7 protein-coding genes are annotated in these 10,725 nt (G+C 63.0%); 2 read left to right on the forward strand and 5 right to left on the reverse strand.

Annotation, left to right across the window (positions count from 1 at the left end; translation table 11 throughout):
* From pqqF to glnA, 5 genes are all read right to left on the reverse strand, one after another.
* Positions 1-1,577: pyrroloquinoline quinone biosynthesis protein PqqF (gene pqqF / locus RT028_RS18015; RefSeq protein ID WP_312936501.1), on the reverse strand; the 1,577-nt coding region annotated here is incomplete at its 3' end.
* 442 nt (positions 1,578-2,019) lie between these two features.
* Positions 2,020-3,456, reverse strand: a complete 1,437-nt coding sequence (ntrC, locus tag RT028_RS18020) for a nitrogen regulation protein NR(I) (protein ID WP_312936503.1) — start codon at positions 3,454-3,456, stop codon at positions 2,020-2,022.
* Positions 3,453-4,538 (reverse strand): nitrogen regulation protein NR(II), encoded by a 1,086-nt coding sequence (gene glnL, locus RT028_RS18025; RefSeq protein WP_312936505.1) that lies wholly within the window; start codon positions 4,536-4,538, stop codon positions 3,453-3,455. Before glnL ends, ntrC begins: the two co-directional genes overlap by 4 nt.
* A 262-nt stretch (positions 4,539-4,800) precedes the next feature.
* Positions 4,801-5,343: a chorismate mutase gene (locus RT028_RS18030; RefSeq protein WP_312936506.1), complete on the reverse strand. Its 543-nt coding sequence runs from the start codon at positions 5,341-5,343 to the stop codon at positions 4,801-4,803.
* A 140-nt stretch (positions 5,344-5,483) separates the two neighbouring features.
* Positions 5,484-6,890: a glutamate--ammonia ligase gene (gene glnA / locus RT028_RS18035; RefSeq protein ID WP_312936508.1), complete on the reverse strand. Its 1,407-nt coding sequence runs from the start codon at positions 6,888-6,890 to the stop codon at positions 5,484-5,486.
* 580 nt (positions 6,891-7,470) lie between these two features.
* Here glnA and thiI point away from each other — a divergent pair.
* A complete protein-coding gene (gene thiI, locus RT028_RS18040; protein WP_312936509.1) occupies positions 7,471-8,925 on the forward strand; it encodes a tRNA uracil 4-sulfurtransferase ThiI in 1,455 nt (484 codons plus the stop codon).
* 127 nt (positions 8,926-9,052) lie between these two features.
* Positions 9,053-10,725, forward strand: a 1,673-nt coding sequence (gene typA, locus RT028_RS18045; protein ID WP_312936511.1) for a translational GTPase TypA, incomplete at its 3' end; no start/stop codon positions are given.

Consider the following 10,725-nt stretch of genomic DNA (forward strand, 5'->3'; position numbering starts at 1 on the left):
CACCGGCTGCCGAGGCTGTCGAAACGCAGCGTTACGCCCGCCTGCTCCGCACGGGCCTGCAAGGCCGACAGTGCCTCCCTCAGCACGCACTCGAGCGTTGGCTCAGGGCCGGGCAGATGCCAGCGCAGCCGCCAGCAGGCGAACTGACGATGGCTGGGCAGGGTGGGGTCGATGTGCAGCGCTTCGGTCATGGGCAGCCCAGCCGCGGGCGGCAGGCTGTCGAGCAGCAAGGGTTCGGGCTCGGGTAGGTGCCAGGGGGCGGTGGGCGCGTGACCCCTTTCGTGAGGGTCACAGGGTAGCTCGGAATACGCCGGCGCTCGCTCCGGGGTGGCCCAGTGCTCTGCAGGATCATCAGTCACGACAGGCTTCGAGGCGGGAGCGTGATGCAGCGATGGCTCGGGGGAAAAGGCCTGCCTGCCCTCGCCTGAAAGGTCGTCGAGTAGCTGGCCCAGCGCTGCGAAGCCCTGTCCATCCAACCCCTCGAACGGCTGACCGCTGCTGTCACTGCGTGCCCAGTGCAGGGCGCTGGCGGTCAGGCCTTTGCGCCGTTGTGCGGCGCTGAACTGGGCATTGAGCTGGTTGACGTCGACATCGCGCAACCAGCCGAACCAGTTGCGCAAGGCCGCTTGCAGCCCGTCTGTCATCGCAGGAACGCTGGCATTGAGCTCAAGGTGCCACAGCACTTGCCCGGCGAAACTGTACAGCGTTTGAGCTTTGGCGCCTTGCAGCCAGTGGCGGCGCTGCATTTCGGCCAGCCAGCCGCCAGGGCTGGGATCGGTGAGGTAATGGAACAGCAGCGCCAGCGCTGGCTCGGCTCCTTGGGGCAAGTGTTCATGTGCGAACAGCAGACCGTTTTCCACCTCTGCGGCCGCGCGTTGCGATGACTCCAACAGCGGTGGTGCTGGTGTCTGGACGATGAGCGGCCCCTTCGCCAGCAGGCTGCCCAATCGCTCGGCCATCGTCTGAAGTGCATCCAGCGACTGCGGCCCGCACAGGCTCAAGGTCATCTGCGCGCCGCAGTAGAACTGTTGATGGAACTGCTGCAAGGCGTTCTGGAAAGCGGGCGAGGGCACAGTCAGGGTGTAGCGGTTGCCCGCATGGAAACCGCGCAGCGGGTGAGCAGGCGAGACGGCCTGGAGCAGTGCGAACTGACGCTGGGCCTGGGCATCGCGCGACCACCCAATGAACTCGGCATGGATGACCTCGCGTTCTGCCGACTGCCGGTCCGCGCCCAGATCTGGCTCGGCCAACATCTGGCATAACCGCTCCAGCGCTCCGGCGAACGCCGCCGGCGGTACTTCGAAAAAGAAATCGGTGGTGCGCTCGCGGGTACTGGCATTGACCTGCCCACCCACGCCTTGCACGAAGCGCATCAAGCCGTTGTCGAGTGGGAACCGCGCCGTGCCGAGGAACAGCAGATGCTCGAGAAAATGCGCGAGCCCCGGCCAGCGCCCCGGTGCGTCGTGGCTACCGGCGCGCACCCGTATCGCCGCAGCGGCGCGGGTCAGGTGCGGGGCGTGGCGCAGGGTCACGTGCAGGCCGTTGGGCAGGTGCAGGTGGCGGGTGGTCTCGGGCATGCAGCCTCCTCGGCAGGAGGCACTAGGCTAGCGCATCTGTGGCTGTGATCCGCGATGAATGACGAACGCTGGAGCAGAGACTCGCGAAAATGTGTTCACTCACGATCATGCCGCGCTACACAGTCCGTTGAGCACCAGAGCCGGGCAGCCACCATTTTTGCAGGAGCGTGCGGTCGGGGCGGGCGTTAGCCATGATCGGCGGCGTTGCCGGCCCCCTTGCTGCACCCTTTGTCCACCTGCTGGCGTGGGGTCTGAATCAGGCCGGCTATGCCGGCCATCGCGACTGAAGTCGCTCCAACGGATACGCCGAGCACCCGGCATTCACGCGATCGGGTGGGAGCGGCCGGTCCGGCGCTCCGGTCAGTCGCGATGAGCCGCGAAGCCGACCCCGTGCAGGCACCCGCGATCCACCTGTCACACCCTGACCGGTTCCACCAGCCGGCTACTGTTCCTCGCCGTCATCCTCCTCACCTCCGGCAACATTCATCCCCAGTTCCTTGATCTTGCGGGTCAACGTGTTGCGCCCCCAGCCCAGCAGCAGCGCGGCATCCCGGCGGCGGCCGGCGGTGTGTTTGAGGGCGGTCTCGATCATGATGCGCTCGAAACTCGGCACCGCACTGTCCAGCAGGTTGGTCTGGCCGCGGCTCAAGGCCTGGTCAGCCCACTGGCGCAGGGCCTGCTCCCAGTTGGTCACCGGGGTGGCGTCTTGCGGGAGGTTGAGCAGTTCGGGTGGCAGGTCGCCGATCAGCACTTCGCGGCTCGAGGCCATTACGGTGATCCAGCGGCAGGTGTTCTCCATTTGCCGCACGTTGCCCGGCCACGGCAGGTTGCGCATGAACGCTTCGGTCTCGGGCTTGAGCAGTTTGGGCTCCACCGACAGCTCTTGGGCCGCGCGGGCGAGGAAGTGCCGGGCCAGGGCCGGAATGTCTTCGCGGCGATCGGACAGGCGCGGGATATGGATGCGAATCACGTTGAGGCGATGGAACAGGTCTTCACGGAACTTGCCCGCCTGCACCAGTGATTCCAGGTTCTGGTGAGTGGCAGCGATGATCCGCACATCGACCTTGACCGGCACATGGCCGCCCACGCGATAGAACTCGCCATCGGCCAGCACCCGCAGCAGCCGGGTCTGGGTATCGGCAGGCATGTCGCCGATTTCATCGAGGAACAGGGTGCCGCCGTCGGCCTGTTCGAAGCGCCCGCGACGCAGATTGGCAGCCCCGGTGAACGCTCCTTTCTCGTGGCCGAACAGCTCGGACTCCATCAGGTCCTTGGGGATCGCCGCCATGTTCAGGGCGATGAACGGTGAGGCCGCGCGCGGGCTGTGGCGGTGCAGGGCATGCGCCACCAGCTCCTTGCCGGTACCCGATTCACCGTTGATCAGCACGGTGATGTTGGAGTGGCTGAGGCGGCCGATGGCGCGAAACACCTCTTGCATGGCCGGCGCTTCGCCAATGATCTCGGGCGTGCGGGTCAGTGCCTGAGGGGCCGCCAGGCCTTGCTGTTCCTGGGCATGCTGGTACGCCCGTTTGACCAGCGCGACCGCTTCATCGACGTCGAAGGGTTTGGGCAAGTACTCGAAGGCCCCGCCCTGGTAAGAGGCCACGGCGCTGTCGAGGTCGGAATGGGCGGTCATGATGATCACCGGCAGGCGCGGGTGCGCCTCGCGGATCTGGGCCAGCAGGTCAAGGCCACTGGTGCCCGGCATGCGGATATCGGAAATGATCACATCCGGTTGCTGACGGGCCAGCCGGCCCATCACGCCCTCGGCGCTGTCGAAGCTCTGGGTGGCCATGCCTTCCTGTTGCAGGGCTTTTTCCAGGACCCAGCGGATAGAGCGATCATCGTCGACGATCCAGACGGTTTCACTTCGGCTCATGAGGCGGTGGCTCCTTGTTCCAGCGGCAGGAAAATCGAAAAGGTGGTGTGGCCTGGATGGCTCTCGCACTCGATCAGCCCCTGATGCTGGCTGATGATGTTCTGCGTGATGGCCAGGCCCAGCCCGGTGCCGTCCGGGCGCCCGCTGACCATGGGGTAGAACAGCGTGTCCTGCAGTTCGGCGGGGATGCCCGGGCCGTTGTCGGTGATCTCGACCCGCGCCACCAGGCGATGGCGTACATGCCCGATGGTGAACTGGCGCACTGCGCGGCTGCGCAGGCTGATACGGCCCAGGCGCAGTTCGTTCTTGTGGGCGATGGCTTGCATGGCGTTGCGCATGATGTTGAGCACCGCCTGGATCATCTGCTCACGGTCGATCAGCAGGTCCGGCAGGCTGGGGTCGTAGTCGCGGACCAAGGTGATGCCGCCTTGGCTTTCGGCCTCGATCAGGCTGCAGACCCGTTCCAGCACTTCATGAATGTTGGTCATCGACAGCGACGGCAGCTTGTTCGAGCCCAGCATGCGGTCGACCAGATTACGCAGGCGGTCGGCTTCTTCGATGATCACGTTGGTGTAATCGCGCAGGCCGTCTTCGGGTAGCTCGCGGGCCAGCAGCTGCGCCGCGCCGCGGATGCCACCCAGCGGGTTCTTGATCTCGTGGGCCAGGCCACGCACCAGCATCTTGGTGGTTTCCTGCTTGCTCAGTTGCGCTTCTTCTTTGGTGATGCGCAGCAGGCGGTCACGGGGGTGGACTTCGAGCAGCAGCAGGGTGGTGCCCTGGTGCAGGATCGGCGTCACGGCGTAGTCGACCGTGATGCTCTGGCCGTTGGGCGAGGTCAGCTGGGCTTCGCGCTTGGTGAACGGGTGGGCCTGCTCGACGGCCTGGCGCAGGGCGCTCAGCGCCTCGGCAGACTCGGTGAACAGCTCGCTGATGAACTGCCCGTGGCTGCGCTGGCCGCTGACGGCCAGCAGCATCTCCGCCGCCGGATTCATGTATTCCAGGCGCAGGTCGGCGTTGAGCAGCAGCGTGGCGGTGGTCAGGTTGTCCAGCAGCAATCGATGCTGCGCGTCGCTGATGGTCATGGCAGGGGTGACCTCTATTGCCGCGGGGCAGGCGCGCTTGGCGCAGGAATGTCCCGGTCAGGGCCAGGGATTGAGCGCGGGGGCGCTCGGCGTGCAGCAAGAAAATGCAAGAAACAAACCAAGGCTCCGAAAAGAAGCGGTTTTTTCAGAAGATGGCCTGAAATCGGGCGATTAATGCTTGGGTCGAAGCAGGCCATGTTTGAAAGAGGGCACGGTGCACAGGCCCAAGCCCCTTCAGTGCACCAATATAGAGCAATCAGCGTCAGGACAGGTCGCAGAGCTGTCCGACGGCGCGTTGCAAGGCCAGTTCATGCAGTGCATCGCGCGAGCGCTCGGCCACGGCAGTGGCGACCGCCAGGGCGCAGTCCACCGGGCGCTGCCGGTCAAATTGCTGCAGGCTTTCGAGCAAGTGGTGCTGCAAGGCATCGAGTTGCGGTCGCAAGGCCGTCTTGAGGTCCAGGCGCGGGGTGTCGGGTGCCTGGCCCTGGCGTTCCCAGCGGTTGAGCAGGGCGAACTGCACCAGCTTGCCGGCCTCCATCTGGTCGGCGAAGAAGCCGGCTGCGCGCTGCGGCTCCAGGGCATAGTCAGTCGCCGCTTCACGGACCCTGAGCAGAATCTGCTGTTCGCGCACGGCATCCTGTACCGGCAGGTTCTGGTCCCATTTGAGCAGGGCCACGCCATCGGCCAGCGCCAGCCGCCGTTCGATGGTGTCGAGCAAGGTATCGAGGGGTGTGGCGACGCTGGTGGGCGAGGCGCAGCCGGACAGGCCGAGGGATAACAGCAAGGTGAGCGATGCGAGGCGCATGGAAAAATTCCTCAGGGAATGGGCGTTTGAGTGTGCCCTGTACGGGTGGCGCCTCCTTGTAGGACCGTTCCGATAACCCTGACAGCTGAAACAACAACGGCCTTCCGAAGAAGGCCGTTGTCGATGACGCGTCTACTCGATCAAACGCTGTAGTAGAGGTCGTATTCCAGCGGGTGAACGAAGGTGCGGACCTTGATCTCTTCTTCGGATTTCAGCTCGATGTAGGCATCGATGAAGTCGTCGGAGAACACGCCGCCCTTGGTCAGGAACGCACGGCCCTTGTCCAGCTCTTCCAGCGCTTCCTTCAAGCTGCCGCACACCTGCGGGATTTCCTTGGCCTCTTCAGGCGGCAGGTCGTACAGGTTCTTGTCGGCAGCATCGCCTGGGTGGGTCTTGTTCTGGATACCGTCCAGGCCCGCCATCAGCAATGCAGCGAAGCACAGGTACGGGTTGGCTGCCGGGTCCGGGAAGCGCGCTTCGATACGACGGGCTTTCGGGCTCGACACGTACGGGATACGGATCGAAGCGGAGCGGTTACGCGCCGAGTAGGCCAGCATGACCGGGGCTTCGAAGCCCGGTACCAGACGCTTGTACGAGTTGGTGGCCGGGTTGGTGAAACCGTTCAGGGCCTTGCCGTGCTTGATGATGCCGCCGATGAAGTACAGGGCGGTGTCGGACAGGCCGGCATAGCCTTCACCGGCAAAGGTGTTCTTGCCGTCTTTGGAGATCGACAGGTGCACGTGCATGCCCGAGCCGTTGTCGCCGTACAGCGGTTTTGGCATGAAGGTCGCGGTGCGGCCGTAGGCATCGGCGACGTTGTGCACGCAGTACTTCAGGGTCTGAACTTCGTCAGCCTTGATCACCAGGGTGTTGAACTTCACACCGATTTCGTTCTGGCCAGCGGTGGCCACTTCGTGGTGGTGCACTTCGATGACCAGGCCCATTTCTTCCATGGCGTTGCACATGGAGGTACGGATTTCGTGGTCGTGGTCGCACGGCGGAACCGGGAAGTAGCCACCTTTGACGGCAGGACGGTGGCCCTTGTTGCCGCCTTCGACGTCCTGATCGGTCATCCACGAGCCTTGCTCGGAGTAGATCTTGAACATCGAGCCGGAGATGTCCGACTTGAACTTGACCTGGTCGAAGATGAAGAACTCAGGCTCCGGGCCGACGAAGACGGTGTCGCCGATGCCGGTAGTCTTGAGGTATTCCTCGGCGCGCTTGGCGATGGCGCGTGGGTCGCGGTCGTAGCCCTGCATGGTGGACGGCTCGATCACGTCGCAGACCAGGATCAGGGTCGGCTCTTCGGTGAACGGGTCGAGCACGGCGGAGGCGTCGTCCGGCAGCAGGATCATGTCGGAGGCTTCAATGCCTTTCCAGCCTTCGATGGACGAGCCGTCGAACATCTTGCCGGCTTCGAAGAAGTCGTCTTCCAGCGCATCGCGAGCCGGCATGGTGACGTGGTGCTGCTTGCCTTTGGTGTCCGTGAAACGCAGATCAATCCACTTGACGTCATGATCTTTGATGAGTTGAACCGACTTCGACATGGTGTCCTCCGGAGGGTCTGGAACGCGGTTGGCCGCGGCCTGGAAAAGGGTGTTGCCGGGCGCGGATAGTCGGCCAAGCGTACCTGCCTCACAAGGGAGCAATTTGCATGCCAGTGCCCGAAAATGGCGAGGGTGGGATAAAAGGCGGCGGATTGGGGCATCCAAGGGGGCATGCTGACCGATCGATGCACTCCTTCGAAGCATAAATCGCGTTGAGCGCACCAATAAGGTGCGCCCGTAGGAGCGGCTTTAGCCGCGATGGGCCGCAGCGCGGCCCCAACCCAGGCAGTACGGAAATATCCTGTTGAAGGTGATTGAGGCCATTGGGGCCGCTGCGCGACCCATCGCGGCTAAAGCCGCTCCCACAGAGTCTTGTGGATTCCACAGGGTGGGTCTTGTGGATTCCACAGAGTCTTGTGGATCCCACAGGGCCTTCTGGATTCCACAGGGTCCTGTTGCTCGCCTAGGGTCCTCGTATCGTGCGAACGCAGATTCTGTGCAAAAAATGCTCAAACATCGGAACATTTCCGATATAATCCGCGCCCCTCATTTTTCGGTGAGCCCATCGCGCGCTGTGACCATGAAACTGATCGTCAAAGTCTTCCCAGAAATCACCATCAAGAGCCGGCCGGTGCGCAAGCGCTTCATCCGCCAGCTCTGCAAGAACATCCGCGCCGTGCTCAAGGACCTCGATCCCGAGCTCGCGGTTGAGGGTGTCTGGGACAATCTCGAAGTGGTCACCCGCATCGAAGACGAGAAGGTACAGCGCGAAATGATCGAGCGCCTGAGCTGCACGCCGGGTATCGCGCATTTCCTGCGTATCGAGGAATATCCGCTGGGCGACTTCGACGACATCGTCGCCAAGTGCCGCGAGCATTTCGGTCATCTGTTGCCCGGCAAGCGTTTCTCGGTGCGTTGCAAACGCGGTGGGCACCACGATTTCAGTTCGATGGACGTCGACCGCTATGTCGGCAGCCAGTTGCGCCAGCAATGCGGCGCCGCCGGCATCGACCTGAAGAACCCCGAAGTGCGGGTGCGCATCGAAATCCGCAACCAGCGCCTGTACGTCATCTACGACCAGCACCCTGGCATCGGTGGTTACCCGCTGGGCGCGCTGGAGCAGACCCTGGTGCTGATGTCCGGTGGTTTCGACTCCACCGTGGCGGCGTACCAGATGATGCGCCGCGGCCTGGTCACGCACTTCTGCTTCTTCAACCTGGGCGGGCGCGCCCACGAGCTCGGCGTGATGGAAGTCGCGCATTTCCTCTGGAAGAAATACGGCAGCAGCCAGCGCGTGCTGTTCATCAGCGTGCCGTTCGAGGAAGTGGTCGGCGAGATTCTCGGCAAGGTCGATGACCGCTACATGGGCGTGACCCTCAAGCGCATGATGCTGCGCGCCGCCACCCAGGTTGCCGATCGCCTCGAGATCGACGCGCTGGTCACCGGTGAAGCGATTTCCCAGGTGTCCAGCCAGACCCTGCCGAACCTGTCGGTCATCGACCAGGCCACTGAAAAACTGGTGCTGCGCCCGCTGCTGGCCAGTCATAAGCAAGACATCATCGACACCGCCTACCAGATCGGCACCGCCGAGTTCGCTCGGCACATGCCTGAATACTGCGGCGTGATTTCGGTCAACCCGACCACCTGCGCCAAGCGGGATCGGGTCATTCATGAAGAACAGCAGTTCGACATGGCCGTCATGGACCGCGCCCTGGAGCGCGCCCGCTTCGTCACGATCGACACCGTGATCGACGAGCTGGGCAAGGATATCGAGATCGAAGAGGTGGCCCAGGTGCTGCCCGGTCAAATTGTCATCGACATCCGCCATCCTGATGCCCAGGAAGACCAGCCGTTGCAGATCGACGGCATCGACGTCCAGGCCCTGCCGTTCTACGCCATCAACAGTCGCTTCAAGCAGCTCGATGACACGCGTCAGTACCTGCTTTATTGCGACAAGGGTGTGATGAGCCGTTTGCACGCACACCACCTGCTCAGTGAGGGACATGCCAATGTGCGTGTTTATCGTCCGGCATAAGACCCCAGGGCTGTATGGCGGCAGCATCCGCCATCGCCCTCCCGACCCGCGGGCCCACTGAGCCTCATCGCTTCCTATTTGGCCGCCCTGAAAGGCGGCAACCGAATCCTCTGCTCGAGATGCACTTGTGATCGAAAATCTGCGTAACATCGCCATCATTGCCCACGTCGACCATGGCAAGACCACCCTGGTAGACAAACTCCTGCGTCAGTCCGGCACTCTTGAGCGCGGCGAGCTCAACGACGAGCGCGTCATGGACTCCAACGACCAGGAAAAAGAGCGCGGCATCACCATTCTGGCGAAGAACACCGCCATCAACTGGAACGGCTACCACATCAACATCGTCGACACCCCCGGCCACGCCGACTTCGGTGGCGAGGTCGAGCGTGTGATGTCGATGGTCGACTCCGTGCTGCTGCTGGTCGACGCCCAGGACGGCCCTATGCCGCAAACCCGCTTCGTGACCAAGAAGGCCTTCGAAGCCGGTCTGAAGCCGATCGTCGTGATCAACAAGGTCGACCGTCCAGGCGCGCGTCCTGACTGGGTTCTGGACCAGATCTTCGACCTGTTCGACAACCTCGGTGCCACCGACGAGCAGCTGGACTTCAAAGTCGTCTACGCCTCGGCCCTGAACGGCATTGCCGGTCTGGACCACGCTGACATGGCTGAAGACATGACCCCGCTGTACCAGGCGGTCATCGATCACGTGCCTGCCCCGGCAGTCGACCGTGACGGTCCGTTCCAGATGCAGATCTCCGCACTGGACTACAACAGCTTCCTCGGCGTCATCGGCGTCGGCCGCATCGCCCGTGGCCGCATCAAGCCGAACACCCCGGTCGTCGCCATCGATGCCGCCGGCAAGCGTCGCAACGGCCGTATCCTCAAGCTGATGGGGCACCACGGTCTGCACCGTGTGGACGTTGAAGAAGCCCAGGCCGGCGACATCGTCTGCATCAGCGGTTTCGACGAGCTGTTCATCTCCGACACCCTGTGCGATCCGACCGCCGTCGAAGCGATGAAGCCGCTGACCGTCGACGAGCCGACCGTTTCCATGACCTTCCAGGTCAACGATTCGCCGTTCTGCGGTAAAGAAGGCAAGTTCGTCACCAGCCGTAACATCAAGGACCGTCTGGACAAGGAACTGCTCTACAACGTTGCCCTGCGCGTTGAAGAAACCGACTCCCCAGACAAGTTCAAGGTGTCGGGCCGTGGTGAGCTGCACCTCTCGGTACTGATCGAAACCATGCGTCGCGAAGGCTTCGAGCTGGCCCTGGGCCGTCCTGAAGTGATCATCCGTGAAGTGGATGGCGTGAAGCAGGAACCGTTCGAAAACGTCACCATCGACATCCCTGAAGAATCCCAGGGCAAGGTCATGGAAGAGATGGGTCTGCGTAAAGGCGACCTGACCAACATGGTTCCGGATGGCAAGGGCCGTGTGCGCCTGGAGTACAACATCCCGGCCCGTGGTCTGATCGGTTTCCGTAACCAGTTCCTGACCCTGACCAACGGTGCAGGCATCCTGACCTCGATCTTCGATCGCTACGACACCATGAAGTCCGGCCAGATGTCCGGCCGTCTGAACGGTGTACTGGTGTCGGTCGAAACCGGCAAGGCCCTGACCTACTCCCTGGAAACCCTGCAGGCGCGCGGCAAGCTGTTCGTCGAGCACGGCCAGGAAATCTACGGCGGCCAGATCATCGGTCAGAACAGCCGTGACAACGACCTGGGCGTCAACCCTACCAAGGGCAAGAAGCTCGACAACATGCGTGCTTCGGGCAAAGACGAAGTCATCGCCCTGGT

The sequence above is a fragment of the Pseudomonas sp. genome (assembly GCF_032058845.1).
Classification (GTDB): domain Bacteria; phylum Pseudomonadota; class Gammaproteobacteria; order Pseudomonadales; family Pseudomonadaceae; genus Aquipseudomonas.